At 73.6% G+C, this 26,018-nt stretch carries 19 protein-coding genes and 1 pseudogene; 7 read left to right on the forward strand and 13 right to left on the reverse strand.

All coding sequences use genetic code 11. From position 1 onward, the window contains the following. Window positions 1-82: 82 nt before the first annotated feature. The 4 genes from ACIQ9P_RS26640 to ACIQ9P_RS26655 form a co-directional block, all read right to left on the reverse strand. A complete protein-coding gene (locus ACIQ9P_RS26640; protein WP_402361070.1) occupies window positions 83-1,549 on the reverse strand; it encodes a GMC family oxidoreductase N-terminal domain-containing protein in 1,467 nt (488 codons plus the stop codon). Further along, complete coding sequence (locus tag ACIQ9P_RS26645) at window positions 1,546-2,115, reverse strand: hypothetical protein (RefSeq protein ID WP_402361073.1); 570 nt, start codon at window positions 2,113-2,115, stop codon at window positions 1,546-1,548. The genes ACIQ9P_RS26640 and ACIQ9P_RS26645 overlap by 4 nt, the downstream gene beginning before the upstream one ends. Continuing rightward, the gene (locus ACIQ9P_RS26650) at window positions 2,112-3,530 is read right to left on the reverse strand and encodes an aspartate aminotransferase family protein (RefSeq protein ID WP_402361075.1); all 1,419 of its coding nucleotides are present in this window, start codon (window positions 3,528-3,530) and stop codon (window positions 2,112-2,114) included. Before ACIQ9P_RS26650 ends, ACIQ9P_RS26645 begins: the two co-directional genes overlap by 4 nt. A gap of 111 nt (window positions 3,531-3,641) precedes the next feature. Next, the gene (locus tag ACIQ9P_RS26655) at window positions 3,642-5,054 is read right to left on the reverse strand and encodes an NAD(P)/FAD-dependent oxidoreductase (RefSeq protein ID WP_402361078.1); all 1,413 of its coding nucleotides are present in this window, start codon (window positions 5,052-5,054) and stop codon (window positions 3,642-3,644) included. Window positions 5,055-5,931: 877 nt separating this feature from the next. Between ACIQ9P_RS26655 and ACIQ9P_RS26660 the strand changes: the two genes are divergently transcribed. From ACIQ9P_RS26660 to ACIQ9P_RS26675, 4 genes are all read left to right on the forward strand, one after another. Next, window positions 5,932-6,840 carry an LLM class flavin-dependent oxidoreductase gene (locus ACIQ9P_RS26660; RefSeq protein ID WP_402361081.1) on the forward strand — a complete coding sequence of 303 codons (909 nt, stop codon included), beginning with the start codon at window positions 5,932-5,934 and terminating at the stop codon, window positions 6,838-6,840. A gap of 137 nt (window positions 6,841-6,977) precedes the next feature. Next, window positions 6,978-8,093: a hypothetical protein gene (locus ACIQ9P_RS26665; RefSeq protein WP_402361084.1), complete on the forward strand. Its 1,116-nt coding sequence runs from the start codon at window positions 6,978-6,980 to the stop codon at window positions 8,091-8,093. Between the two features lie 90 nt (window positions 8,094-8,183). Continuing rightward, window positions 8,184-9,053 (forward strand): DUF3592 domain-containing protein, encoded by an 870-nt coding sequence (locus ACIQ9P_RS26670; protein ID WP_402361087.1) that lies wholly within the window; start codon window positions 8,184-8,186, stop codon window positions 9,051-9,053. Window positions 9,054-9,303: 250 nt separating this feature from the next. Next, window positions 9,304-9,438, forward strand: coding sequence for a hypothetical protein (locus ACIQ9P_RS26675; RefSeq protein WP_402361090.1), 135 nt, complete (start codon window positions 9,304-9,306; stop codon window positions 9,436-9,438). 221 nt (window positions 9,439-9,659) lie between these two features. Here ACIQ9P_RS26675 and ACIQ9P_RS26680 read toward each other — a convergent pair whose 3' ends face one another. The 5 genes and pseudogenes from ACIQ9P_RS26680 to ACIQ9P_RS26700 all read right to left on the reverse strand — a co-directional run. After that, the gene (locus ACIQ9P_RS26680; RefSeq protein ID WP_402361093.1) at window positions 9,660-10,277 is read right to left on the reverse strand and encodes a hypothetical protein; all 618 of its coding nucleotides are present in this window, start codon (window positions 10,275-10,277) and stop codon (window positions 9,660-9,662) included. An 850-nt stretch (window positions 10,278-11,127) separates the two neighbouring features. Further along, a complete protein-coding gene (locus ACIQ9P_RS26685; protein WP_402361096.1) occupies window positions 11,128-12,330 on the reverse strand; it encodes an MFS transporter in 1,203 nt (400 codons plus the stop codon). Between the two features lie 138 nt (window positions 12,331-12,468). Continuing rightward, a complete protein-coding gene (locus ACIQ9P_RS26690) occupies window positions 12,469-12,717 on the reverse strand; it encodes an ArsR/SmtB family transcription factor (RefSeq protein WP_402361099.1) in 249 nt (82 codons plus the stop codon). A 398-nt stretch (window positions 12,718-13,115) separates the two neighbouring features. Further along, window positions 13,116-14,126 (reverse strand): ArsR/SmtB family transcription factor, encoded by a 1,011-nt coding sequence (locus ACIQ9P_RS26695; RefSeq protein ID WP_402361102.1) that lies wholly within the window; start codon window positions 14,124-14,126, stop codon window positions 13,116-13,118. A gap of 406 nt (window positions 14,127-14,532) precedes the next feature. Further along, window positions 14,533-14,673, reverse strand: a pseudogene (locus tag ACIQ9P_RS26700) (NADP oxidoreductase); the annotation flags it as partial. Between the two features lie 199 nt (window positions 14,674-14,872). Between ACIQ9P_RS26700 and ACIQ9P_RS26705 the strand changes: the two are divergent. After that, window positions 14,873-19,777: a hypothetical protein gene (locus ACIQ9P_RS26705; protein WP_402361104.1), complete on the forward strand. Its 4,905-nt coding sequence runs from the start codon at window positions 14,873-14,875 to the stop codon at window positions 19,775-19,777. Window positions 19,778-19,971: 194 nt separating this feature from the next. Beyond that, on the forward strand, window positions 19,972-21,432 hold the full coding sequence (locus tag ACIQ9P_RS26710) for an acyl-CoA dehydrogenase family protein (RefSeq protein ID WP_402361107.1): 1,461 nt from the start codon (window positions 19,972-19,974) through the stop codon (window positions 21,430-21,432). 275 nt (window positions 21,433-21,707) lie between these two features. Here ACIQ9P_RS26710 and ACIQ9P_RS26715 read toward each other — a convergent pair whose 3' ends face one another. The 4 genes from ACIQ9P_RS26715 to ACIQ9P_RS26730 all read right to left on the reverse strand — a co-directional run bounded on the left by ACIQ9P_RS26715 (window position 21,708) and on the right by ACIQ9P_RS26730 (window position 24,860). Further along, window positions 21,708-22,304 carry an NADPH-dependent F420 reductase gene (locus tag ACIQ9P_RS26715; protein ID WP_402361109.1) on the reverse strand — a complete coding sequence of 199 codons (597 nt, stop codon included), beginning with the start codon at window positions 22,302-22,304 and terminating at the stop codon, window positions 21,708-21,710. Window positions 22,305-22,441: 137 nt separating this feature from the next. Then, complete coding sequence (locus ACIQ9P_RS26720; RefSeq protein WP_402361112.1) at window positions 22,442-23,284, reverse strand: inositol monophosphatase family protein; 843 nt, start codon at window positions 23,282-23,284, stop codon at window positions 22,442-22,444. A gap of 367 nt (window positions 23,285-23,651) precedes the next feature. Then, complete coding sequence (locus tag ACIQ9P_RS26725) at window positions 23,652-23,879, reverse strand: hypothetical protein (RefSeq protein ID WP_402361114.1); 228 nt, start codon at window positions 23,877-23,879, stop codon at window positions 23,652-23,654. 348 nt (window positions 23,880-24,227) lie between these two features. Beyond that, window positions 24,228-24,860 (reverse strand): helix-turn-helix domain-containing protein, encoded by a 633-nt coding sequence (locus tag ACIQ9P_RS26730; protein ID WP_402361517.1) that lies wholly within the window; start codon window positions 24,858-24,860, stop codon window positions 24,228-24,230. A 168-nt stretch (window positions 24,861-25,028) separates the two neighbouring features. On the opposite strand from ACIQ9P_RS26730, the gene ACIQ9P_RS26735 reads away from it, so the two are divergent. Beyond that, window positions 25,029-26,018: an alpha/beta fold hydrolase gene (locus tag ACIQ9P_RS26735; protein WP_402361117.1), complete on the forward strand. Its 990-nt coding sequence runs from the start codon at window positions 25,029-25,031 to the stop codon at window positions 26,016-26,018.

The following is a 26,018-nucleotide window of genomic DNA, read 5'->3' on the forward strand; positions in this document are numbered from 1 at the left end:
AAGCCGCTGGTCGATCGGTCGAGTTCGCGGGTGCCGCCCGTCGCGCACCGCGCGCCGCTGGTGCCGCGCCGGCGGCCGTCGCTCAGGTACCGCCGGCCGACTGCTCCAGGTAGCGGGAAGTGATCAGGTGGGAGAAGCCCATGACGGTCTCCTGCGGGCTGACGCCCGTGGCGCCCGGCAGGACGCTCGCGTCGCACAGCCGCAGGTTCAGGAAGCCGTACGGGCGCCCCTGGTTGTCGCACACTCCGCCCAGGGCGGACGGACCCATCCGGCAGGACGCCATGGCGTGGACGGAGATCAGGTCCCAGCGCTCGGGCCGGCCGTGCAGCGCGAAGTCGTCCGTCTCCGCGGGCGTGGTCAGCCCGGCCGGTCCGGGCGGCAGCAGTTCGACCGCGCCGGCCTCCAGGAGGAGTTCAGCGGTATGCCGGAACGCCGAGCGGAGAAGGTCCCGGTCCCCCGTGGTCAGCCGGTGCCGCAGGACCGCGCCGAGGCCGGGCACCGGCAGCAGCCGGGTGGTGCCCCGGACGCTCACCTGGGTGGTGTAGACCGCGACCCGGTCCAGTTGGGCGAGCATCCGGTCGATGGTCCCGGCGGGGTGGGCGGCCAGCGCCGCCGCGAGCGAACCCGGAGTGAGGTTCGCGGGCATCACCCGCACACCCTGGTCGGCGAACTCCTGCAGCTGCGCGGTGAAGATGGTGCCCTCGGTGGCGCGGACGGGCTCGCCGAACCGCGCCACCGTGCGGAAGTTGACGTGGAAGGCGATGACCCGGCCCGGGCCGTGTCCGCCGATGCCGCTGCGCCGCAGCAGCAGCGCGCTGCCGATCGGACCGGCGGCCAGGAACACCGTCCGTGGGAGGTAGCGCAGCCGTCGGCCGTCGCGCAGGGCGTGCACGGCCGTGACCCGGGTGCCGTCGTGTTCGAGCCGGAGGACCCTGGTGTCGGGCTCGACGACCGCCCCGAGTCGTTCGGCGGCGGGCAGGTAGCTCACCAGCATGCTCTGCTTCGCCCCGGTGGGGCAGCCGGTGACGCACCGGTTGGCGTGCCGGCAGCCCCGCACCACCCGACGGGCCGGTGCCCAGCGCCAGCCGAGCCTGTCGGCCGCCCGGGCCAGCAGCACCGAGTCGCGGTTCCCCGGGCCGGGCCGCTGGTCGACGACACCGAGGCGCCGCTCAGCCTCGGCCAGGTGGGGGGCGAGGTGGTGGGCGCGGAAGCCGTCGACGCCGGCGGACGCCCAGTCCTCCAGCAGGCGTTCCGGAGGACGCCAGAACAGCCCACCGTTGACCACGGTGGTTCCCCCCACGCAACGCCCTTCCCCGAAGGGGATGGTGGGCGCGCCGTGGATGGGCAGCAGGCCACCCTGGCGGTAGAGCAGGCGCAGGTTCTCCGCCGGGGACGCCCGGGTGATCCACTCCTGCGACACGCGCGGGCCCTCCTCGAGGACGCGGACCTCCCTGCCCGCGCCGGCGAGCTCCAGGGCAGCCGTACTGCCGCCGGCCCCCGAGCCGATCACCAGGGCGTCGCAGCAGACGGAACGGACGGTGCCGGTCATCCGAGCCCCCGGCGCGGTGCGGTGGCGGATCCGTCCGGAGCGCGGTCCGTCCCGGCGAACGGATCACCGTCGGAAGCGGCGTCGGGAGCGGCGTCGGGATCGGGGGACGGAGCACCGCCCGAACCTCTGGACGGGGCACCGGCCCGGGCCCCGTCGGGAGCCCCGTCCAGAGCTCCGTGCAGGGCCAGCACGAGGCTCACCCTGAACAGTTCGGCGCAGCCGGGCACCTTGGACAGCCGGTCGGCGACCCGTCGCGGCCGAGCCCGGTCCCCGGTGTCCCGGAGCGCGCCCCTCGGGTCCGCGAGCACGACGGCGACCGGGAACGTCCGCATCAACAGGGCGAACACCAAGCGGTACGGTCTCGGGAGGGCGGCCAGGGTGGCGGCCGTGTGCCGGACGGCGGCGGCCCGGCGGGACGGTTCGGACAGGGCTGCGCAGCGCCCCGCCCAGAGCGGCGGCAGTCCGGCCGAGCACACCCTCCGTTCCCAGACCCGCAGGCGGCGGTGCTCCCGCGCGGTGCGGAACCCTCCGACCGGTGCCGCGGCACGGACCGCCGGGGAGCTCATGCGGAGACCTGCTCCCTGACCAGCCCCGCCAGGAGGCGGGGCATCCCCTTGGCCAGTACCGCGTCCAGGGCCGCCAGGAAGACGTCGAGGTCGGAGTCCTCGGCCACCAGGGGAGGCGCGGCGATCAGGGGAAGGTCCTGGTTGGAACCGTAGTAGGTGAGCACACCGTGGTCGCGGTAGAGGCCGGCCACCACGGCGGCGGTGGCCAGCTTGGCCGCGGCCTGCGGGTCGCGCGCGAAGGAGGACGGCAGCAGACGCAGCGCGTGGTCGAGGACGGCCGGACCATGGCGCAGGACGACGCCCCGGAGGGCACCGGCGCCGCGCACCTCCGCGATCCGGTGCGGGTGCGCGGCGGCGAGGGCGGTGAGGCCGCGGTGCAGCCGCTCGCCGAGGCGGCGGGCCCGGGCGGGGTAGTCGTCCTCGACCGCGATCGCCACGGCCTCCAGCGCGGTGGCCGTCTCCTCGCCGAACCCGTAGTAGGTGGTGCTGTGCAGGGTGGCGTCGGGGAGCGAGTCGTAGGCCCGGCGGAAGACCGGCTCCCTGGCCACGTAGCCGGAGATCGACGCCTTGCCGCCGCCGAAGGACTTGGAGGTGGTCACCACGTCCGGAACCAGGCCGGGGTGGCGCATGAAGTGGAAGAGCGAACCGGTCCTGCCCCACGAGGTGTAGACCTCGTCGAAGATCAGGACGATGTCGTGCCGGGTGCACAGCCGGCGCGCCTCGCGCAGGAACTCCTCCGAGCACTCGCGGAGGCTGGACGCGCTGAAGGGTTCCAGGACCAGTGCGTAGACGTCGCTCTCCCCCTCGGGCGTGGTGTGCCGCTCCAGCGCCAGTTCGAGGGAGCGGAGGTCGTCGAAGGCGAAACTGTCCGTGCCGGGGATCCGCGGGAAGGTGAAGTGCACCTCCGGCGAGGCGGTCAGGCTACCGGCGCCGAGCAGCTTGCCGTGGAAGGCGATGTCGGTGTGCAGCACGGTGCCGCGATGGCCCCGGTGGTACTTGTAGGCCATTTTGAGGGCACCCTCGACGGCCTCCGCGCCCGAGTTGGGGAAGTAGCTGACCTCCAGGTCCCCGGGAAGCAGTTGCGCCAGGTTGTGCCCGAGCGCGGCGACGTACGGTGAGAGGTAGTTCTTGTGCACCTCCATCCGCCGCAGTTCCTGGAAGCGCCGGCGCGCGGCCAGGATGCGGGGGTGGTTGTGGCCGTGGTTGAGCACGCCGATCCCGCCGGTGAAGTCAAGGACCCGCCGTCCGTCGCGCAGGGTGATCCAGCACCCCGAGGCGCTGTCCACGGCGTCCCGGCCGAATCCGAAGGCGGAGAGCAGCGTCACCTGGCCCCGGCTGACGTGCCGTCGGTAGAGTTCGTGCACCCGCTCGACGGGCATCAGCTCGCATTCCTCGGTGCTGATCAGGGCGTTCATGGCGTCCCTTCCTCGTGCTGGCCGGGGTGGTCGGCGCGGCCGGGGTGGCCGGGGTGGCCGGGGCAGTCGGGGTGGCCGGGGCAGTCGGGGTGGCCGGGGTGGCCGCGGCGTTCACGGCGTCCCTCCCCCGGGGGCGGACCGCGGGCCCGTACCGTCCCCGGTGCCGGAGCACACCGGATCACGGGCGGTGCGGATCCGGTCGGCGATCAGGCGGCCGACCTGCCGTCCCTGCCGCACGGCGTAGTTGGTGCCCCGGTCCTGGGGGTAGACCTGGGCCATGCTGGCCAGGTAGAGCCCCGGCACATCGCTCTCCACCGCCGGGATGCGGTCGGAGTAGTGCGGGGTGATGACCGGCTGGGCGTGATCGGCCCGCCAGACGTGGTGGCCCCGGACCCACTCGCGCCGGAACTCCGGGAACATCCGTCTCAGGTGCGGCAGGCTGGCCTCGAACACCGCGTCGTCGTCCATCCGGTACAGCTCGGCGCCGGTCGGCAGGTAGGCGGACAGGTAGACCAGGTGGCGCCCGGCATAGACGTCGGAATCCTCCAGGTTGGTGTGCTCGATGACGCCGACGTAGGGGAACGACGGGTCGGTGACGTTGAGCCAGTAGGTGTCCGACAGGGACCGGTCGGTCTGCAGCACCAGGCACAGATTGGCCAGGTAGGAGATGTCGGACAGCCGGCGGCGCACGGCGGGCACGTCCGGATGGGTCGGGGGTCCGCCGCGGGCGGGGGCGAGGAGGCCGGCGAGCAGGTCCGGTGCCGTGGTGGCCAGCACCCGCCGTGCTGGCAGGACGCCGCTCCCGGTGCGGACCCCGCACACCCCGTGGGCGTCGGTCAGCACCTGCCGGACCGGGGTGTCCGTGCAGATCCGCACTCCCAGTCCGGACAGCCGCGAGACCCAGGCGTCCAGCAGTGCGGCGCAGCCGCCCCGCAGGTAGTAGAGGACCTCGTGGCCGCTGTGCGACCGGCTGCCACCGCGCAGGTGGAGTTTGGTCCACATCCAGGTGGCGCCGACCTCGGTCGCGTACTGGCCGAACTTGCCTTCCAGCAGCGGACGCCAGACCGTCTCGTAGACCTGCGGCCCGCTCAGCTGCACCAGCCACTCCCGGGCCGTGAGGTCCTCCAGGTCCCGCCAGTGCTTCACCCGGTGGGCGCGCACCGCGGACCAGCCCAGCCGGACCCGCCCGGGCAGCGGGAGGGGGGCGAACCGCAGCACGTCCCACGGACTCGACAGCCGGTACACCGAGTTCGCGTAGTAGACGCCGGTCCGGGTCCGGTGCGGCTGGAGCAGGTCGGAGCAGCCGAGTTCCGCGCACAGCCCCTGGACCTCCCGGTCGGAGGAGAACCAGTGGTGGTAGAACCGTTCGAGCCGGGCTCCCCCGACCTCGAACGACCCCGCCAGACCGCCGACGTACGGGTCGCGCTCCAGCACCCGGCAGGCCACCCCGGCCAGGGCCAGCTCGTGGGCGGCGGCCAGGCCGGTGAACCCGCCGCCGATCACCAGGACCTCGTCGCCGGGCACCGGGGCCGGGGTCCGGCCGTTCCGGGGTGCCGTGGCCGCCGTCGAGCCGCTCACGGGGCCGCCGCCCGCGTCGTCCGCCCGGTCCGTTCCGGTCGGTCCGTGCGATCCGGTCGTTCCGTGCGTTCCGTGCGTTCCGTGCGTACGCGTTCCGGGTGCTCCATCTGCTCCGTGCGCTCCGTGCGCTCCGTGCGGCCGTCGTCCGCGAGGAGCGGCTCCCGGTCGCAGCCGGCCGGACCACTCGTCACGCCGGTCGGCCGCTCGTACGCCACGGGCAGGACGGCCACTTCGCCGGAACGCGGGACCACGACACCGATCGGACTCGGCGGGCCGAGTCCCGGGGCCGCGCTGTTCTCGGACATCGCTGCTCCCTTCGAGTCCTCCGGCGCTCTTCCGTCCGAAGGCGACGGCCGGCGGAGGTACAGAAGGTGATGTGGAAGGGTGGAAGGTCCGGGCGGCGCTGGCCGGATCGGATCCGGCCGGCCTGGTAGGCATCGCGGACGCCCGCCGCCCCGGCCGCGGTCGCCAAGGGGGCTCCGGCCGGTCACTGGTCCCGGGGGAGGAGGGGGCGTACCGCCCCGCCGAGGGAGGCGTCGCCGCACGGGAAGCGCATCGGGACCGCCGTCGGCGATCCGGGCTCCCCAAGGACCCTAGCACCGTCCCCGGCTCGCGGCCTGTGAAGCGGCCGGGCACCGCCGGGACACCCGGCACGACCCCGCTCCGGTTGCCCCGGCCGTCGCGCAGCCGGGACCATCGAGGCGGGAACCGGTCGCACCGGTGACCACCGGGGTCCGGTCCGGAGAGTCGTCCGGGACCCCGCGGGCCGTCGGGACGGCGATCAGGAGAGCGACCGGGCAGCCGATCAGGAGGGCGACAACCGATGGACGCCACACCACTGCAGCCCCTGCGCTACGCCGTCGGACTGCCCAACAGACGCGAGTACGCCGATCCCCGCCTGCTCCGGGAACTCGGAGTGCTGGCGGAGCGGTCCGGATGGGACGGCTTCTTCCTCTGGGACGGCCAGGTCGCGGAACACCCGGACGAACACGTCACCGACTCGTGGACCACCCTGGCCGCGATCGCCGCCGACACGGAACGCCTGCGCATCGGCGTCATGGTCAACGTGCTCGCCCTCAAACGTCCGGCCGAAGTCGCCCGCGCCACCGTCGCACTGGACCTCCTCAGTGACGGCCGGCTGATCTTCGGCGCCGGACTGGGCTCCTCCGCCGCCGAGTTCGAGGCGCTGGGCCAGGACCCGGCCCCCCGGGTGCGCGCGGAGAAGCTGGACGAGGCGCTCCGGATCCTCGACGGCCTGTGGACCGGCCGTCCGTTCACCTTCCACGGCCGGTGGTTCACCGTCACCGACCTCACCTTCCAGCCGGTGAGCCCTCAACGTCCCCGGATCCCGGTGTGGATCGCCGGGACCTGGCCCGCACGACGCCCCATGCGCCGGGCCGCACACTGGGACGGCGTCTTCCCCACCCGGGCCGGAGTGGGCCACACCGAGATGATGCCCCCGGCCGACCTGGAAGCCGTGGTCTCCTACGTCCGCTCCCAACAGCCCTCCCAGGACAGGCCGTTCGACGTCGTCATGGAGGGCCGGACATCGGGCGACCAACGGGCTGCCGACGCCGCGCTCGTCGCCCCGTACCGGGCGGCCGGCCTCACCTGGTGGGTGGAGAAGCTGGGCTGGTTCCGGGGCCCGGTCGAACTCGTCCGCGCCCGCATCGCATCCGGCCCCCCGCGTCCCCCGGCCCCGGACGCCGCCCCCGCCGGCGGCCGCGCCTGACTTCGCCCCCGCCACCCCGTCTCCACTACCCCGCCCCGCCGACCACCCGGCCGAGGCGACCTCCGGCCGGGGAAATGATCGATCGAGCGCGTACCGACCCCTGTCGACCGCCGTCCGGAACGGACAGAATCACCCGTATGACAACCGCTGCGGTCGTACCGCCCACCGGTGCCGCTCCCGTCGACCTCGCCAGGGGGTTCCTGACCGGTGGCGTGATCGGGGCGGCGGCGGCCGCCTTCGTCGTCGGCTGCGTCCTCGGGAGGGTCCCGCTGATCGCCGCCGGGCCGGTCCTGCTCGCGGCCTACGCGCTGCTGTTCCGCCTCGCGGGCGCGCCGCGCCGGGCCCGCGAGGGGTCTCTCGCTCCCCTGACGGCGCTGGCGCTGATCGACGCGCGGGAGCTGCGCAAGGGCGAGGAGACGGACGTCCCGGTGCGGTTCGACCTGACCGTCGCCCCAGACCGGGCGCCCGCCTTCCGCATCCGGATCACCCAGGACGTGCACGTCTCCGAGCTGACCGACTACCGGGTCGGCACGGTCCTGGTGGTCCGCTACCCCCCGGAGCGGCCGTGGCTGGTGCGGATCGTGAAACGGCCGACCCCGGCGTGGGAGGAGCGGGCGGCCGGCGCCGTCCTGGAGCCGGCGCCCGGGCCGATCGTGGTGGCGGAACGTCAGGACGGCTGTGCCTGGAGCCTGACCACCCTCCTCGGGGTGCTGCTCGGCGCGGCCGCCGTGGTCCTGCCCCTGCGTGCGGAACTGTTCGGGAACGAAACCGGCACACCCGCCGGACAGCCCGTCCCCGTCAGCACGTCGAGCACCAGCACGACCACGAGCACGACCACGAGCACCGTCACGGTCCTTTCCTCCGCCACCGGCACGGTCACCTTCGGCCCCGGCCGGTCGGTGCTGGACCGGGGCGTGTTGCGGGAGGCCGTCGAGTCGCTCACCGGGAGCGGGGACGGCCGGCAGGCGCTGACCGTCGTCGTGCGGGAGCAGCTGCTGACGGTGGTGTTCGCCCCCGACGGGGCGGGTGCCTCGGCGTTCGACCCGCGGTCGCTGCCCCTGGACCGGGTGCCCGCGCTGGTCGAGGAGGCCAGGACCACGCTCGGCGTCGACGCACCGCACGGCTGGCAGCTCTCCGCGGAGCGCCTGAGCGGGGCCCTCACCATCAGGATCGGTGTGGCGGGGGCCGGCGGCTCGGCCTCGTTGGAGGCGGACGCGCGGGGCGTGGTGGTACGGCGCAGCCCGGCCCGTTGAGGGCGTACCCCGGGGGTCGGGCCGCCGTGGCCCGGTCCGGCGGGGCTTCAGGGGTCGGTCAGGGGTCGGAACGACAGGAGGGGTGGGTTCATGGGGTGGCACGGGTACCTGGCGCTGTGGTGCGCGCTGCTGGGCGCGGTGGCGCTGGTCGGGTACGGCCGGTCGCTGGCCGGGGCGACCCGCGAGCAGCGGACGCTACGGGTGCGGGGGCGGATCGAGCGGGTGCGGGTCCCCCGGCACGGCGGTTCCCGGCGCGGGGGGATCGCGGTGGTGGTGTCCTACCGCGATCCGTCCAGCGGTTCACAGGTCGTCGTGACGAACGACGGCGAGCACGGTGAGCGCGGAGAGATGATCACCGCCGCGTGGACGGGCCGGGAGATCGGGGTCCGCCACCCGCCCGGCAGGCCGCACGACTACCGGTTCACGGACCGCCCGCAGGCGGGCGGCCGCGGGCTGGGCCCGCCGAACACGGCGCTCCTCCTGATGTACGTGAGCCTGGTGGTCGCTGCCTCGGTCGACCGGGGCTGGCCGTGGGCGCTGGTCGGCGTCTGCGGACCATGGGCCGTGATCGGCGTCTGCTACCTGCCGGGGAACATCCGCGACACCCGGCGCCGCCGCGCGGCGCTGGAGTCGATGGTCGAGGTCCCGGGCCGGATCGTCGCCGTCCTGCGGGACGTCACCACCGACGCCGAGGGCAGCACCTCCACCACGATCACACCGGTCGTGGCGTTCACCACCCACGAGGGGACGGCCGTCACCGCGCACTGCGACCGCGGGGTCCCGGAGCCGGCCGCCTCGTACGGGCGGACACTGACGGTCCACTACCCCGCCGACGACCCCGCCGGGTTCGTGCTCGACCACACGGCCCGCCGACGCTCGACGCGCTCCGACGTCGCCGTCAACGTGGTGTTCCTGGCCCTCGTCGCGGCGGCGGCCGTCGCGGGCGTGCTCCTTCTGTGACCCGGATCCGCGCCCGCCCACCGCGGACACCCGGTCGAGCGATTCTCTTCACCGGCCCCCGGGCCCGGGCGTCCCGGTCCCGGCGCGCCCGCCGGGCCGTTCGCCCGGCGGGCGCCCCCGTCGACCGATCGGCGTTGTCCGCACAGGCTGATCCGTGCTCGAACGGGTCGACGATCGACCGTCCGGGCGGCGGGCCGGGATGCCGGAGGGGGCAGGTCCGCAGGTCACGCACACACAGGGGGACGAGGACATGCGCGAAGAACGGGAACCCGACGGGTACCAGGAGTACGCCGAATCCGGCGGCACCGTCACCAACAGCTGGTTCATCGCCTACCGCGTCGACCTCGCCGTCGCCGCCGAGGTCGACGGCGGCGGCAACGGCTGACGGCGGCCGACGGCCCACCCGCAGCGGGAGCCTCGGCCCGGACCGGGTCCGCACCGCGCGGCCCGGGCCACGTCCTGTGAGCCCGTGTCCGGAACCCCGGACCGTTTCGGTACACGGCCTGCCTGAGCGGTCGGGGCCGGCGTCGCGTGCGACGCCGGCCCCGACGGTGCTCATCACGCGCCCGCCCCGGCCCTGTCGGCCGGGCCCCGGCGCGGGCCGGATCAGATGTGGATCCAGAACGCCTCCATCCAGCGGCCCTCGCCGATGCTGCCGATCCACTGGTTGTACGAGTACAGACCCGTACCCTTCCAGCCGACGTTCTTCACATGGGCGGCGGCCATCATGCTCTCGTTGGAGCTCCACAGGTGGATCGCCTCAAGGACATTGCCGTTGGCGTTCCAGATCTCGACCGCTCCACCCGGGGCGATGTGACCCTCCGCGCCAGTGCCGTCGTTCGCCCAGTGCAACTGCACGTTGAAGTCCATCCCGCCGGTCGCGCCGACGGAGAAGCGGACGGCGTCGATCGGGTCGACCTGCCCCTGCGATCCGGTGAAGCCCGACTGATCGGTACAGATCGTGCTGGTCCACCCGGCGGACCGGGCGTGCGCCTGGAAGCACACGCGGCGCCCCCCGGCCGCGGTGCCGTCCGTGACTCCCTGCGCGTTCGCGTCGGCCTGCGCCGCCGCCATCTCCCGGAGCCCCTCCGGGCCCAGCTTCTCGACCCTGGTCACCCCGTTCACCGCGGGAACCGGCGAGTCGGCGGCCTGCGCCGCCGGCACCATGCCGAGGAACGTGAGCGCGGTGAGCGTCGAGACAGCGGTCAATGCACGAACTCGCATGACTGTTTCCCCTTTTCCATCACTCCGTCAACTGCTTTGCAGACGCCAGTAAATGGCACTCCGAATGATTGCACCGTATGAAAACCAGCCAGGTTTCCCAACCTTCCCCGACGATTGCGAGGGGGCCGAATTCCTCGAAATTCATAGCTTTTGACGGATATTTGACCCCATGCATTCCCACTCGTACGACGGAGCCGGCCGACGCGGTTCGACGCCCGCAGGGGCCGCCCATTGCTCCGTCCACGACCGGGGGTGGCGCAGGAGGGTGGCGCGGTGGCTCGCATCGGCACGCAGGGGGCGGGCGCGGGTCGTGCCGAGACCGCCCCACAACCGCTGCATGCGCAACAGTGCGGCAGGAACGGGCCGTTGCCCCGCCAGGACCGCACCGCCCCACCGCAAGAACGGCACGAGGCACCACGGCACCCCGGCACCAACCCCGGCAACGCGGCCAGCGGGTCGGCCCGGCACCCCCCACCGGAACTCGCCCGCAGTGGGGACCTGGCCGAATCTCCGCCGAAGGACGGGCGGTGCGGTGGCCGCCGCCCGGTGTCAGCAGGCGACAGAGACGGCGAACGGTGCGAATCCGGAGGTCCGGATCACGTGCGGCAGGAAGAGGACGCAGGGCGGCCGTTGGCGTCCTTCGCCCGGCGTGCGTCGAACGACGCGACCTGGACGCGCATCCCGTCGGCGATGTCCACGCCGACCGACACCGCCCCGTCGGTCAGGGAACCGAGCCCCGACCCGGCCGGAAGGCCCAACGGGAACCGGCACCCCTTCACCTCGGCACCACCGGCCACCACGGGAGCCCTCACCGGAACACGGTGCCCCACTCCCGGACCAGCACCCCCTGTCAGGACGGCACGCGGGTGCGCCGCTGCACCCGGGACGCCGTCCTGTCGCCCGGCGCCTGGGGCCCCAAACGGCGGCGCAGCAGCACGGCGCCCAGCGCGGCGAGAGCGAACACGGCTCCCGCCCAGGGGAGTTGGTGCGTTCCGGCGGTCGCGACCACCAGGCCGCCGACGGCACTGCCGATCGTGATGCCCAGGTTGGAGAAGGAGATGAAGAGACTGTTGCCGAACTCCGGAGCGTCCCGAGCGTCCCGGGCCAGCCAGGTCTGGCTCACGACGAGCCCTCCCGAGTGCATCGCGCCCCAGAGCAGCACCGCGAGGACCGTCGGGACCGCCCACGGGCCGACCGCGCGCAGGAGGACGTAGAGCAGGGCGTAGAGGACGGGGAAGGCGGTCACGGTCCGCACGGGGTCGCGTTCCAGGAGCCGGCCGAAGAGGAGGTTGCCGAGGACCATCACGGCCCCGAAGGCCATCAGCAGCGCGCCGGTGGCCGATCCGCCCAGGTGGGTGACGCGTTCCAGGTACTCGGCGAAGTAGCCGTAGACCGAGAACATCGCCGCGAAGACGAACACCACGGCCGACAGGGACAGCCACAGCCGGGGGCGGTGCAGGATGCCCAACTGGCTGCCGTAGGAGAGGCGTTGCCCGGCGGGCTCGGACGGGAAGAGGGCCAGGATCCCGAGCAGCGCGAGCAGGTTGGCGCCGGCGCCGAACCAGAACGCGGCGGCGAGGGAGAGGTGTTCGGCGAGGTAGGAGGTGATCGGCACGCCGAAGGCGAAGCCCAGCGTCACTCCGGCGAAGACGGTGGTGGCGGCCCGGGTTGCCTTCTCCGGCGCCACGAGCCGGGTGGCGGCGGTGAGCGCCACCGCGAAGAACACCGGATGGAAGAGCGCCGGAACGATCCGGAAGAGGAGCATCACCGGGAAGCTGTCGGTCAGCGCGTAGACGGCGTTGGAGGCCGCGAACACCGCGAGTGCGGCCGCCAGGACACTCTTGCGCCGCACCCCGGATGCCAGCAGCGTCGTGAACGGCCCGGCCACCGCCACCACCAGCGCGAACACCCCGACCAGCCAGCCGGCCTCCGCCGCCGGCACGTCGAGTTCCTCGGAGATCCGGGGCAGGACACCGACGACACCCATCTCCGTGGTGATGATCCCGAACACCCCCAGGGAGAGGGTCAGGACGACAGGACCGGTCTTTCTCATGACTGCCTTCCGCCGCCCGGACCGGAGGAGGGCAAGGACGCGCCGCCCCACCGGACCGAGCTACAAATCTAGATAGTTAGATGGATTTTCGCGCGGAAAAGGGCAGACCCCTCCCCCGCGCCGACCCGACAGGGAGGCTCAGAGCTCGTCGCGCACGTACGCCGCGAAGGCCGCGATCGTCTCCTCGTCGCGCCGGTAGAACGTCCACTTGCCGACCCGCTCGGACACCAGCAACCCGGCGTCCCGCAGGATCTGCAGGTAGCTGGAGACCACCGACTGCGCCAACCCGGAACGCTCCCGGATCTCCGTCACGCACACACCGATGTGGAATCCCACACCGCGCTCGCGGTAGTACTCCTCGTCCCAGTAGAGCTCCGGCGTCTTCAACCAACGCAGGAACTCCGCCCGCGCGGGGTTGGCGAGCGCCTTGTGAACGGCCAGCGGGTCCACCGCACACCCCTTTCGCGAACCGGACCTTCCAGGACGCATCTAATATTCTCGATACGAAGAAACGTGTCAAGCCCGCCACCTCGGGGAACCCGGACCGGACCGGACCCGGCAGCAACGGTTCTCCGTCCCGAACCACCGTCCGCCGCACCAGCCTCACGACGTGGCCACGCCCCCCCGGCCAGCGCGTGCGGGAGGCCGCGGTGCCCGTCCTGCCGGCCGGGGCCCTCGACACGCCCACCGGGTCCCACCGAGCCGCAGCACCGGTGAACCGCCCGATCGGCAGACACACGGACGGCGAAGTCCGGGTCGTCGTCGCCCGAGCCACGGCTCCCGGGTCACGGGCGGTCGGGGGCGGGGTCGTCGAGGAGGGCACGGCCCAAGGGGGTGAGGGTGTGGCGGACGGCGGGGCCGGCGCGTTCGGTGGTGAGCAGGCCGGCCGCGCGCAGGACGGCCGTGTGGTGGCTCGTGGTGGCGGCCGAGGTGGCGGTGCGGCGGGCGAGTTCGGTCGTGCCGGCCGGGTCGGTGGCCGCGCGCAGGGTGCGGGCGCGGGTGGTGCCGAGCAGGGCGGCGAGCGCGCCGCCCCGGCCCTCCGGCACGGCCGCGGAACGGGTCCCGGGATGAGGGGCGAGGTCGGGGGCGAGCGGGTAGTGCACGACGAGCGGGTGGTCAAGGCCCCGGTTGTCGATGAGGGCCATCGGGTCGGGTCGGAAGAACGTGGGGACGAGCATGACACCGGCGCCGCGCAGCCACACGTCCGCGTCGACGGGCCAGGGCAGCGTCAGCACCGGTGACCGCCACCTGATGTCGGGGTGCAGAGCGGCCAGCAGCGCGTCCAGCCCCTGGTCGGCCACGACGGCGGCCCGCCGCCCGCGGTCGGCGCGCGCGGCGGCCAGCAACTGCGGCCAGTACGGCGCGAGGGCGAAGGCGTGGTACTCGCGCAACCCCCGGTCCACCGGCTCGCGCGACCCCCGCCCGCCCCGGCGCAGGTCCTGGACCCATCCGCGCGTCCCGGGGCGCGGCCCGCCCAGCACGGGCAGCTCGGCACTCCACCGCCGCCGGGGCAGTGACCAGGTCTGCTCCAGACTCTCCGCCAGGGTGTGACTGCCCGCGTGCAGGAAGACCTCCGCGCCCTCCACCGCACCCACCGGCGTCACCAGGTCCAACAGCACCCGTAGTCCGGGGCGCAGACCGGTACGGGTCCGGCTGCGCCACCCTTCGAACGCCACACCGCCGGCCCGGCGGGTCCGCAGCAGTGACAGGCTCAGAACCGTCTCGGCGAGCGGGTCGGGTGCCCGCGCGATCCGGACCCTGGCGAGGTCCTCGTGGGTGAAATGGATCCGCAGCAATTCCGCCCCCTCCGCCGAACACCGAACACCGAACATCCGCAGGGTGCTGCGGCGTCCCCTCCCCGCCCCCGCGACCTCACACCCACCGTAGACGGAACGGCTCAGCAGGAGAGGGGTGTTGCCCGGCCATGACCGGTTCGTTCCACGGCACGGACGGAGGAGCGGATGGCAAGGGCCGCCACGGCGCTCGCGCGACCCCCCGCCCGCCCCGGCGGCGGCAGGGTCGGAGGGTCGGCCCGGCGCCGGGTGGGCCGGGCGCCCGGCGGACGGGGCCGAACGGTCAGGGCGGTTCGGACGCGGGCACCGGTGGCGGCCCCGCACCTCCCTCCCACCGGCGCCCGCCCGCGGCGGGGACCTGGCCGGGTCCCCGCCGGAGGGCGGGTGGTGCGGCGGCCGTGGCCCGCTGTCAGCGGGCGACGGCGATGGCGAAGGGTGTGAATCCGGAGCTCCGGACCACGTGCGGGACGAAGAGGACGGCGGCTTCGGTGGCGCGGGCGGTGGTGATGCCGCCGAGGTCGGTGATCCATTCGGGGTGCCGGCCCAGGTCAGGTCCGCCCCTGCCGGTGACGGTGCGTGAGTCAGGGAGCTGACGGTGGATCGGCCGGACCGGGTCTGTTGCAGGGCTGGACGAATGACGGGGCCGTTTCGGGTGGTCTGTTCCGGCGCGAGAGTGGGATAAGCAGCTGATCGCACAAATCTGTGTGGTTGTGACCGCCGCTGCCCGGCCCCGTTACTCGGAGTTCTGGATGTCCGCACACCAAGGCCACGCCTGGCGAGCGTCGCTCGCTGCCCCGGTACGACGTTCGCTCGCGGGCATGGCCGTCGCCTCGATACTGGTCGCCACGGTGCTCGGTCCCCTGACGGACAGCCCGTCGGCGCAGGCCGCCGTACCGATCCCCGAGTGCGTGGCCGATCGTGGCTTCGACCACTGTGCGGCCTTCGGCCACGGGACCGAGCCCCACTCCTTCACCGTGCCCGAGGGCGTCTCCGCCGTGACCGCCAAGGTCTGGGGCGCGGGCTCCGGCGCGAACGGCGAGCGCGCGGGCGCGGCCGGCGAGTACGTCACGGGTGTGCTCGCCGTCGACGGCGGCCGGACCCTCACCGTCTCCCCCGGCCTGGGCGGCCGGGCGGCGACCTCCGCCACGGCAGGGGTCCCCGCGCACCAGGGCGAGGCCGGAGGCCGCTCCGGGGTCCGGGTCGCCGGCGCCAACGCCGGTAGCGACGTCGTTCCCGAGGCCGCCGGCGCCGACGGGCGCGAGCAGCCGGAGAAGTCCTCGCTGGTGGCCGTCGGCGGGGCCGCCGCACCGAAGGCGCCCGGCGCCGAGGCCCCGCACCGCGGCGAGGCGCAGTACGTCGCCGGCATCGCCGCCGGCGGCACCGCCGGGGTCGCCCGGGGCGCGGGCGGCAACGGCCTGGTCGTCCTGGAGTGGTCCGGCCCCGCGGCCACCGAGCCGGTGGCGGGCCGCCGGGCGGAGTCACCGTCGCCGAGCGCGCCGGGATCGGCCTCCGCCACGGCCGCCGCGTCCGCGTCCGCCTCTGCGGAGCCGGGTGCGCAGCCCTCGTGGTCCGGTGCCACCGCCCGGACCACGGCACCGCCGTCCGGCGCCACCACGGCGACGCCCGACGGCACCACCCGCACGGCGCCCGCCCCGGGTGCCACCGGCACGGTCCCCAAGGGCCGGGCCCCCGGTGACCCGCTCGACTGCACCGGCAACGTCATCTACGCCTACCAGCGCGGCGCCAGCGCCACGGCCAACGGCACCCTGCTGGCGCTCAGCGCGCCCACCCTGGCGGGCCCGACCCCGACCAGCGTGACCGCGACGGCGATCAGCACGGTCCCCGGGGCGGGCTTCGCCAACGCGCTCGGCATCGCCAGCGGCGGCACCGCCGCCTACCTGGTCCGGCAGACACCGCTCGTCGCGGGCTCGGTCGACGTCTACGGGTACAGCACGGCCACCAACACCTGGACCACCTACACCGGCAGCGCGACCGGACCGACCGACAACTTCGTCGCCGGCGCCATCGACCCCGCCAACGGCATCTACTACTACGCCGACTACACCAACGGGATCGCGACCCTCTACGGCTTCGACACCGCCACCAACACCGCGATCCCCGGCATCGTCGCCACCTTCCCGCTGCCGATCAGCGCGACCGGCGGCTCCAACGGCGACCTGGCCTTCGACGCCGCGGGCAACCTCTACGCCCTCAGCTCGCTCGGCACCACCGCCGCCATCGGCCGCGTCGACGGCCCGCTGCCGACCACCGGCTCGGCCACCGGGACCCCGCTGACCTCCACCACGGTCAGCGTGATCGACAACCCGGGCTCCGACTCGTACAACGGGATCGCCTTCGACAACGCGGGCCACCTGTTCGTCGAGTACACGGACGGGACGAACACCTACCTGAAGGAGCTCGACCCGAACACCGGTGCGCTGATCAGCGGCCCGAAGCCGTACTCCGACAACGCCTTCCTCTCCGTCGACCTCGGGGCCTGCTCGACCAACCCGACGATCGAGCTGCAGAAGAACATCGTGGGCCGCTTCGTCTCCTCGGCCTCGTCGAACGACCAGTTCACGCTGTCGGTCACCGGCGGCGGCATCGACACCGGCAACACCGCGACGACCACCGGCACCGCCACCGGCGTCCAGCCGGTCACCGTGGGCCCGCTCATCGCGGTCTCCGGCACGACCTACACACTCGGCGAGAGCGCGGCGGCGGGCGGAAGCCTCGCGAACTACACCACGGCCTACAACTGCGTCGACACCGCGAACGGCGACGCGCCCGTCGCCTCCGGGAGCGGCACCTCGTTCGCGCTGCCCTTCCCGCCGACCGTCGGCGGTTCCCACAGCCCGGCCGTGCTCTGCACGCTCACCAACACGCCGGTCGCCCAGAACCCGGCGCTGACGATCGTGAAGTCCGTGGACGCGACGCAGCTCACCGCCGCCGGACAGGTCCTCACCTACAGCTTCCTGGTGACGAACACGGGCAACGTGACGCTCACCGACGTGAAGGTCACCGAGACCTCGTTCACCGGGAGCGGCCCCGCGCCGGTGGCGGTCTGCCCGGCCGGCGCCGCCTCGCTCGCCCCCGGCGCGTCCGTGCTGTGCACGGCCACCTACTCGGTGACCCAGGACGACATCGACCGCAGCACCCTCGACAACACGGCCGTGGCCACCGGCACCCCGCCCTCGGGACCGCCCGTGACCTCGCCGCCCTCGTCCGCCCACCTCCCCAACACCCCGGCGCCGGCGCTCACCCTGGTGAAGACCGCGGACCCGACCACGGTCACCGCCGCCGGCCAGAGCGTCACGTACGGCTTCCGCGTCACCAACACCGGAAACGTGACGCTGCACAACCTGACGGTGACCGACACGGCGTTCTCCGGCACCGGCACGCCGCCGGTGATCAGCTGCCCGGTCGCGGTCCTCGTCCCCGGCGCCGCGACCACCTGCACGGCGACCTACGCCGTGACGCAGGCGGACATCGATGCCGGGCAGGTCACCAACTCGGCCACGGCGACGGGCACCCCGCCCACCGGCCCGCCGGTGACGACGCCCCCCTCCTCCGCGATCGTCACGGCCACCCAGTCCCCGGCGATCACGATCGTGAAGTCCGTGGACCCGGGCACGGTCAGTGCCGCCGGCCAGGCGGTGGCGTACGGCTTCCTGGTGACCAACACCGGGAACGTGACCCTGACGAACGTGTCGGTGTCGGAGACGGCGTTCTCCGGGACCGGCACGCCGCCGGTCATCACCTGCCCGCCCGGTGCCGCCTCCCACGCGCCCGGCACGTCGGTGACCTGCACCGCCCCCTACACCGTCACCCAGGCCGACGTGGACGCCGGTCGCGTGACCAACACGGCCGTGGCGACCGGAACCCCGCCGACCGGCCCGGCGGTCACCTCGCCGCCCTCCAACGCGGTCGTGATCGCCATGCCCACCCCGGCCCTGACGATCGTGAAGTCCGTGGACGCGACGCAGCTCACGGCGCCGGGCCAGGTGCTGGCGTACTCGTTCCTGGTGACCAACACGGGGAACGTGACCCTGACCGACGTGTCGGTCACCGAGACGGCCTTCACGGGCAGCGGCACGGCCCCGGCCGTGACCTGCCCGGCGGACGCCGCCTCCATGGCCCCCGGCGCGTCGGTGACCTGCACCGCCTCGTACACGGTGACGCAGGCCGACATCGACCGCGGCACCATCGACAACACGGCTGTCGCCAACGGCACCCCGCCGACCGGCCCGCCGGTCACCTCCCCGCCGTCCTCGGCGAGCGTGCCGAGCACGAAGACGCCCGCGCTGACCATCGTGAAGTCGGTGGATCCGGCGACGGTGACGGCTGCGGGTCAGAGCGTGGCGTACGCGTTCCTGGTGACCAACACCGGGAACGTGACCCTGACGAACGTGTCGGTGTCGGAGACGGCGTTCTCCGGGACCGGCACGCCGCCGGTCATCACCTGCCCGCCCGGTGCCGCCTCCCTCGCGCCCGGCACGTCGGTGACCTGCACCGCCCCGTACACCGTCACCCAGGCCGACGTGGACGCCGGGCGGGTGACGAACACGGCGGTGGCGACGGGTACTCCGCCGTCGGGTCCGCCGGTGACCTCGCCCCCGTCGGACGCGGTCGTGACGGCGACGCCGTCGCCCGCCCTGACGATCGTGAAGTCCGTTGACGCGACGCAGCTCACGGCACCGGGCCAGGTGCTCGCGTACTCGTTCCTGGTGACCAACACCGGGAACGTGACCCTGACGAACGTGTCCGTCACCGAGACGGCCTTCACGGGCAGCGGCACGGCCCCGGCCGTGACCTGCCCGGCGGGCGCCGCCTCCATGGCCCCCGGCGCGTCGGTGACCTGCACCGCCTCGTACACGGTGACGCAGGCCGACATCGACCGGGGATCGGTGATGAACACGGCCACGGCGACGGGTACTCCGCCGTCCGGTCCGCCGGTGACCTCGCCCCCGTCGTCGACCAGCGTGCCGAACACGCCCACCCCGGCCCTGACCGTCGTGAAGTCGGCCGAACCCACAAGGGTCACCACCGTCGGCACGACGATCGCCTACACGTTCCTGGTGACGAACACGGGGAACGTGACGCTGACGAACGTGTCGGTGACCGAGACCGCGTTCTCCGGCTCGGGCACCGCCCCGACGGTGACGTGTCCGGCGGGTGCGGCGTCCTTGGCACCGGGCGCGGCGGTGACGTGCACGGCGTCGTACACGGTCACGGAGGCGGACCTCGCCAGCGAGCGGATCACCAACACGGCAGTGGCGACGGGTACTCCGCCGTCGGGTCCGCCGGTGACCTCGCCCCCGTCGACCGCCACGGTCACCACCGTGCCGCCGGTCGTCACGACGTCGCCCTCCCCGTCGCCGTCGACCACGGCGTCCCCCTCGTCGTCTCCCTCGCCGTCTCCCTCGCCGTCGACTCCGGCACCGAGCGGGGCGCCCTCCCCCTCCCCGAGCAAGCACCACGGGAACGGGCACGGCCACGGAACGCCGGGTCACTCGCCGTCGTCCGGCGGGCAGCCGCTGCCGGACACGGGTTCACCGGTGGGCGTGCTCGGCCGTCTCGCCCTGGCGCTGTCGCTGGCCGGAGCGGGGCTGTACGTGGCCCAGAACCGGTCGCGCCGCGGCCGCCACCGGTGAGGTAGTCCGGCGCCGGTCCGACCGGCAACGGTGAGGCGGTCCCCCGGGAGCGACGACCCGGGGGACCGCCGTCCAGGACGACGACCCATCAGTAGGATCACCGGGCCGACATCCGCGCCCGCACGGTGGGCGCCTGCCGCGAACCGTCAGGAACGGCTCCGGGCAACCGAGTCGGACTTGGAACGGATGGGGACATGACCGAATCCGCGAACACCCTCGCCTCCGGTGCGGGACTCGCGTCGCTTTCGACGGAGGAGTTCATCTCGGGGATCGAGGCGGCCGCCGCGCGGTTCGACGCGGCGACATACCCGCAGCGGGAACTGCCCGCGAAGGACTGGGCCGGGCTGACGGGGGCGGGTGTGCTGCTACCGGTGCTGCCGGTCGAGTACGGGGGCCGGCACAGCCACGCCGAGATGTGCCGGGTGGTCGAGGTCCTGGCCGAGCGAAACCTGGCCGTCGCCGTCCACACGGCGATCGTGACCGGGCTGGCGCTGCGACCCGTCGTCCTGTGGGCCGGGGAGGAGACCAAGCGCGAGGTGCTGCCCCTGTTCGCCGGGACGGTCGCACCGACGGCGGGGTTCGCCTCCACCGAGCCCGGCTGCGGCTCCGCCATGTCGGGCCTGGCCACCACCTTCGAGGAGGTCGCGGGCGGCTACCGCATCCGCGGCCGCAAGCACTGGCAGGCGCTGAGCGCCACCGCGTCCTGGTGGGTGGTCGTCGCAAAACGCGACAACGACGGCAGCCGCGAGTACGGGTGGTTCGTCGTCGAACGCGGCGACGGGTTCCGCACCTCCCAGCGGTACGAGGCGCTGGGCCTGAAGGTGATCGACTACGGGGTCAACGAGATCGACGCGGTGGTCCGCACACACCGGCGCATCGACGTCGGGGCAGGGGACCTGCGCTCGATGGTGGACATCTACCTGTCGGGGCGGGCGCTGATCGGCGCGCTGGCATGCGGCTTCCTGCGCCGCGTCGCCCGTGAGGCACGCGCCTACGCCGACGCACGCCGCATCGGGCGCTCCCCACTGTCGGCCATCGGGTTCGTCCGCTACCGACTCGCAGCCATCGACAGCGCCCACACGGTCTGCACGGCACTCAACCACTACGTCCGGACCCGGCTCGACCTGACGTCCGACCTCACCCCCGAGTTCCCCTCCATCCAGGCCGTCAAAATCGTGGCCACCGAGCTGATGGTCAGCTCCGCCAACCACTACCAGCAACTCACCGGCGGCGAGGGCTACCGCAACGGCTCGCCCACCAACATCGCCGCCCAGGCGTTCCTGGACTCCCGGGTCTTCACCATATTCGACGGCACCAACGACCTCCTCAGCCAGCAACTCGCCCAGCACTGCCTGGACAACGCGCACGGCCGCTCCCTCAGCGACTTCCTCGCCGCCTGGGCACCGACCGCGCCGGCCGTCCCGGCGCACGGCCTCGACCTGCGGTTCCTCGACCGTGAACTCGCCCAGGAACACCTGGTCCTGGCCGGCCGAGTGATCGCCTGCACCTTCGCCGCCGCCCGCGTCCTGCAGTGGGCCTCCGAGACCGCTGCCGACCCCGACCGGGCCCACCGGGCAGCCGCGTTCCTCAAGGCCGACGTCGACCGCGTCCGCGTCGAGTTCGACCTCCTGGGCCACCTCGATTCCGGCTCCTGACCCGCGCCGACGCGAGGCGGGCGAGGCCCCACACCGGGGCAGCTCGCGCGACTCGCCGACCACGGCATCGAGAGGGCCGGCGGGCCGGGACGGCGTAGCCCGCGGACGTGGCCGCCGCGCATGCCCACGGGGCTGTCGATGTTCTTGCCCACGGCCGGCGGTCTCCGGTCAACGAGGTGAGGTGATCTGCGGATCCACCGCCGGCGCCCGCCCGCGGCGGGGACCTGGCCGGGTCCCCGCCGAAGGACGGGCGGTGCGGCGGCCGTGGCCCGGTGTCAGCGGGCCACGGAGATGGCGAACGGTGTGAATCCGGAGCTCCGGATCACGTGCGGCACGAAGAGAACGGCGGCTTCGGTGGCGCGGGCGGTGGCGATGCCGCCGAGGTCGGTGATCCATTCGGGGTGCCAGCCCAGGTCGGTGAGCAGGTCGTGGACGGCCTTCTTCGCCTGCGGGTCCTCGCCGGACAGGAAGACGGTCGGCGGCGTGGTGAGGCTCGCGGGTGCGGTCATCACCGGGAAGAGCATGGTGTTGAGGGTCTTGACGACACGGGTGTCCGGCAGCGCCCGCTGGATCAGTTCGGCGACGCTGCCACCGGGGTGGAGCAGGGCGTCGGGCAGTCCGTCGGGTCCGTCGGTGGTGGCGTTGGAGACGTCGACGAGGATCTTGCCGCGCAGCTCTTCGCGCAGGGCGGCGAGCCGCTCGGGGGCGCCGGCACCGGGGGCGGCGTGGACGACGACCTCGGCGGTGCGGGCGGCCGCGGCGGCGGCACCGGGCTCGCGGTCGGCGACCGTCACCTGGTGTCCGGCCCGGGTGAGGGCGGCGGCCAGGTTGCCGCCCACGCGGCCGTTTCCGATGACAGCGATCGTGGTCATGAGGAGAGAGTCCTTCCGAAGGGGTGGAGCGGGCTGATATTGACGGGGCGTCAGAGCGAGAGCGCGGCGACGGCCCGGATGTGAATGCCGGGAGCGATGGCGCGCACGGCGTGGGGATTCGGGGTGGTGACGCCCGGTCAGCGCGAGAGCGCGGCGACGGCCTGGGCGTGGACGCCGGGGGTGGTGGCGAGGAAGCTGTCGCTGTCCGGGGTCCAGGGCCGACCCTGGGCGTCGGAGACCCGTCCGCCAGCCTCGGTGACGAGCAGCGCCCCGGGCAGCAGGTCGGCGCGCGCACCGGCGAACTGCCAGAACGCGTCGATACGGCCGGCCGCCAGGTTCGCCAGGTGCAGGGTCGCGGGCACCGCGGTGCGCACGACGAGGGCCTCCTGGAGCATCGCGGTGATCGAGGAGCCGATGCTCCGCACCACTGCCTCGTCCTCGTCGGGGCGGGCCTGACTGGTGGCCACGATCCCCAGACCCAGATCCGACGTCCCGGACACCCGCAGCACCCGGCCGTCGAGCTGGGCGCCCTCCCCGGCGAGCGCGGTGTAGGTCCCGCCGTCCAGCGGCAGGTGCACCACCGTGAGCACCGGACGGTTCTCCCGCACCAGCGTCGCGGTCACCGCCCACTCCGGCAGGCCGTGCAGGTGGTTCACATTGCCCTCCGCCGGATCCACCACCCACCACTCCCCCGACGGCAACGCCCCACCGGCCAACTCCTCCTCCACCCACCCCGCACCCGGCCGCAACCGGCTCAGACGCGGCCGAAGGACCTCCAGCACCGCGTCGTCGTTCGCGGCCAGCGCACGCATCAGCTCCTCGCGCGTCCCGTGACGGACCACGTCACCGAAACGCCCGCGCAGCGCGGCACCCGCCTCACGCACCGCCTCCGCGGTCCCACTGAGCAGATCAGCGTCGGAAGCGGCGGGGGCGACAGCGGCCCTGTCGGCGGGGGCGGCGGTACCGAGTATTTCGGACATGGCGAAATCCCTTGCGAGCAGTGGATGGTGAGGGTCGTTCGGATCGTCCGGCGTGCCCTGTTCGGCGTTCCGTCCGGCGTCCTGGTAACGAAGGTATGCGCCCCGACAGCTGACTTCAAATGCATGTCAGGAACGCCTGGAGTTACCTGCACGCAATTGGATTCGAGCCCGCCGACCGCCCCCGACGCAGCCCCCGGAGAAGGGCAGCGCGGCCGACGCCGCCGCACGCCCTCACGTCACCACCCCCGCGACGAGCCGCAGCCCCGGGACGGATCCGGCGTCAGGACGGCGCAGAGGCACAGCGACACCGCGGCCGGCGCGTGCGCCGCAGCGGCCCGGGCGTGTCAACGCCGCCGATCGCCCCGATTCACAGGCCCCCGCCCCCGGGCCCGTACCCGCCGTCGCCGATGCCGCCTCCCGAACCCCCCGATCCCCCCGACCGGATCACCAGACCGACAGCCGCCGCGACCAGGGCGACAACCATGAGCAGGCCACGCAACCACATCGGGAGCGGACCGCCGAACAGCAGGAGCGCAAGAAATCCCAGACCCGCGGGGACCATCACCGCGGCACCGACGAACTCGTTGTTCTCCACACACCCCCCACAGCGGAACGCGATCCGGACCCGCGCCTCCGCACCCCGGTTCCTACCCGCTCCCGCCACACGATGCACTCGCCCGCGGAAAGCCGCCGCACTGCTTGAGGACTACGCCGTCACCATGGCGCCCCAGGAGCCGGACGATCTCCCCGAAACAGGTCAGCGACCGGCCCGGGCCCGCAGCGAAGCCCCGTGCCCCCGCAGCGTGCCGGACCAGCGTGAAGGAGCGGAACGGTCGGCCCGGAACCATCCGGGCCGGGACCGACCCGGAGCGACCCGAACACCACCGGGAGGCCGTGCAGCGGGACACCCGTCCACCCCGGCCGGCACGGCCCCGGTCAGCGGTCAGCGCGGTCCGGGCCCACGACCTGCCCCGGAGACGCCGGTGCGCGGTCGCAGGCGCTCTCCCTGCGGCCCGAACATGATCAGGTATTCGACCGGTCCACCGGGTCCGGCGTTCGCGACGCCGTGGGCGGTACGGGTGTCGAACTCGGCCACCTCCCCGGCGCCGAGGACGAGGTCCTGGTCGCCCAGCGCCAGCCACAGCCGCCCGTACAGCACGCACAGCCATTCGTACCCGTCGTGGGAGACCTGCCGCGGCCGTGCCGGCGGCGCGTCGACGGCGGGCAGGACGTGCTTGTGGGCGTGCAGACCCCCCACGTACCGGGTCAGCGGCAGCACCGTCTTGTCGTCGCCGGGACGCCGCGGCGTCCGCAGGTCCGGCCCGGGCACAGTGACGGACGCGGCGACGGACGCGGTGACCGGTGCGGCGACGGACGCGGTGCCGGCCAACTCGTCCAGGGAGACGCCGTACGCCTTCGCGAGCCGCAGGAACACCTCCAGGGTCGGCCCGCGCCGACCCGTCTCGATCCGCGACAGCGTGCTCGGCGAGATGCCGGTCGTGCGACCGACCTCGGTGAGTGTGGCGCCACTCCGCTCGCGCGCGGCCCGCAGCCGGGGGCCCATGGCCGCCAGCATGTCGGCCGTGCCGCCGTCCGTCACCGTCGACCCGCTCTCTCCGACCACGCTGCCTCCACCACCCTGTCCTGCCGGTTTGCCAGAATGGCAACGGTACTCGCGTCGTACGGCCGCCCCGTCGCAGGATCGGTGCAGTCACCGCAGCCGCCCGTGAACCGAGGAGTCGCCATGCACCCGCCCGTACCGTCCGCCGAGCCGCGCCACCGCACTGTCGAGGCACCGGCCGGGCGCCTGCACCTGGTCGAGCAGGGCACCGGGCCGCTGGTCCTGCTCGTCCACGGCTTCCCCGAGACCTGGTACTCCTGGCGCCGCCAGCTCCCGGCCCTCGCGGCGGCGGGGTACCGGGCCGTCGCGCTCGACGTACGCGGCTACGGCCGGTCCTCGAAGCCGGCCGCGACGGACGCCTACCGGATGCTCGACCTCGTGGCGGACAACGTCGCCCTGGTCCGCGCCCTGGGCGAGGAACGGGCGGTGATCGTCGGACACGACTGGGGCTCCTCCATCGCCGCCTCCTGCGCCCTCCTCCATCCGGAGGTGTTCCGCGCCGTCGCACTGCTGAGCGTCCCCTACGCGCCGCCCGGCGGCCCCCGCCCCAGCGACGTCTTCGCGCGGATGGGCGGCGACCAGGAGTTCTACGTCTCGTACTTCCAGGAGCCCGGCCGGGCCGAGGCCGAGATGGAACCCGACCTGCGGGGCTGGCTCGCGGGCTTCTACGCGGCCATGTCCGGCGACACCATGCCGACGCCGGGCGAGCCCGACCCCCACTTCGTGGCCCGCACCGGCGGCCGGCTGCGCGACCGCTTCCCCAGCGGCACGCTGCCGTCCTGGCTGGCCGAGGACGACCTCGACGTCTACGCGGCGGAGTTCGAGCGCACCGGCATGACCGGCGCCCTCAACCGCTACCGCAACATGGACCGCGACTGGGAGGACCTCGCCCAGTACGCCGGCGCCCCGATCAGGCAGCCGTCCCTGTTCATCGGCGGCGCCCTGGACGCGTCCACCACTTGGATGGCCGACGCGATCGACACCCACCCCGTCACCCTCCCCGGCCTGTCCTCCAGCACCGTCCTGGACGGCTGCGGACACTGGATCCAGCAGGAGCGCCCCGAGGAGGTGAACCGCCTCCTGACCTCCTGGCTCGCCTCCCTCCAGGACTGA

It is taken from the genome of Kitasatospora sp. NPDC094019 (genome assembly GCF_044764505.1).
Lineage (GTDB): Bacteria > Actinomycetota > Actinomycetes > Streptomycetales > Streptomycetaceae > Kitasatospora.

What these genes read in the sequence shown, in the direction of transcription:
- ACIQ9P_RS26640 (WP_402361070.1), bottom strand. Translation starts at nt 1,549, where the DNA reads ATGACCGGCACCGTCCGTTCCGTCTGCTGCGACGCCCTGGTGATCGGC.
- ACIQ9P_RS26645 (WP_402361073.1), bottom strand. Translation starts at nt 2,115, where the DNA reads ATGAGCTCCCCGGCGGTCCGTGCCGCGGCACCGGTCGGAGGGTTCCGC.
- ACIQ9P_RS26650 (WP_402361075.1), bottom strand. Translation starts at nt 3,530, where the DNA reads ATGAACGCCCTGATCAGCACCGAGGAATGCGAGCTGATGCCCGTCGAG.
- ACIQ9P_RS26660 (WP_402361081.1), top strand. Translation starts at nt 5,932, where the DNA reads ATGGACGCCACACCACTGCAGCCCCTGCGCTACGCCGTCGGACTGCCC.
- ACIQ9P_RS26665 (WP_402361084.1), top strand. Translation starts at nt 6,978, where the DNA reads ATGACAACCGCTGCGGTCGTACCGCCCACCGGTGCCGCTCCCGTCGAC.
- ACIQ9P_RS26670 (WP_402361087.1), top strand. Translation starts at nt 8,184, where the DNA reads ATGGGGTGGCACGGGTACCTGGCGCTGTGGTGCGCGCTGCTGGGCGCG.
- ACIQ9P_RS26675 (WP_402361090.1), top strand. Translation starts at nt 9,304, where the DNA reads ATGCGCGAAGAACGGGAACCCGACGGGTACCAGGAGTACGCCGAATCC.
- ACIQ9P_RS26680 (WP_402361093.1), bottom strand. Translation starts at nt 10,277, where the DNA reads ATGCGAGTTCGTGCATTGACCGCTGTCTCGACGCTCACCGCGCTCACG.
- ACIQ9P_RS26685 (WP_402361096.1), bottom strand. Translation starts at nt 12,330, where the DNA reads ATGAGAAAGACCGGTCCTGTCGTCCTGACCCTCTCCCTGGGGGTGTTC.
- ACIQ9P_RS26705 (WP_402361104.1), top strand. Translation starts at nt 14,873, where the DNA reads ATGTCCGCACACCAAGGCCACGCCTGGCGAGCGTCGCTCGCTGCCCCG.
- ACIQ9P_RS26710 (WP_402361107.1), top strand. Translation starts at nt 19,972, where the DNA reads ATGACCGAATCCGCGAACACCCTCGCCTCCGGTGCGGGACTCGCGTCG.
- ACIQ9P_RS26715 (WP_402361109.1), bottom strand. Translation starts at nt 22,304, where the DNA reads ATGACCACGATCGCTGTCATCGGAAACGGCCGCGTGGGCGGCAACCTG.
- ACIQ9P_RS26720 (WP_402361112.1), bottom strand. Translation starts at nt 23,284, where the DNA reads ATGTCCGAAATACTCGGTACCGCCGCCCCCGCCGACAGGGCCGCTGTC.
- ACIQ9P_RS26730 (WP_402361517.1), bottom strand. Translation starts at nt 24,860, where the DNA reads ATGCTGGCGGCCATGGGCCCCCGGCTGCGGGCCGCGCGCGAGCGGAGT.
- ACIQ9P_RS26735 (WP_402361117.1), top strand. Translation starts at nt 25,029, where the DNA reads ATGCACCCGCCCGTACCGTCCGCCGAGCCGCGCCACCGCACTGTCGAG.